Source organism: Paenibacillus polysaccharolyticus (genome assembly GCF_023714295.1).
Taxonomy (GTDB): Bacteria; Bacillota; Bacilli; order Paenibacillales; family Paenibacillaceae; genus Paenibacillus; species Paenibacillus polysaccharolyticus_A.
In genome coordinates this window covers 1-339 of record NZ_JAMAUN010000059.1, presented here as the reverse complement: position 1 = coordinate 339, position 339 = coordinate 1, and the positions used below count along the sequence as shown (strand labels likewise).

The 339-nt window shown below is 58.7% G+C and carries 1 pseudogene; it reads right to left on the bottom strand.

The features are described from left to right. Positions 1 to 339 (bottom strand): annotated as a pseudogene (locus M3629_RS28205) (exosporium glycoprotein BclB-related protein); the annotation flags it as partial.

Sequence of the window (339 nt, the reverse complement as noted above, 5' to 3'; positions counted from 1 at the left end):
CACCGGTGGCTCCAGTGACCCCGGCTGTGCCCGTGGCCCCAGTCACACCGGTTTCACCCGTCAATCCTGTTACTCCTGTGGCTCCGGTTACTCCAGCAATACCGGTTGCACCCGTTACTCCTGTTTCTCCAGTGACACCAGTTACCCCTGCCCCAGTAGCCCCTGTTCCTCCTGTGGCTCCTGCACTTGCTAATAACGTATAATCCGGGGAAGTGCCCGGCGTGCCTGTTGGCGAGGCTACATTGGTGACATACGTGCTACCGTTGAACGTCACCACTTGACCGGCTGGATACGTCGGAGCTACTGCTGGGTCAAATGCCACGATACCGCTGAACCCTA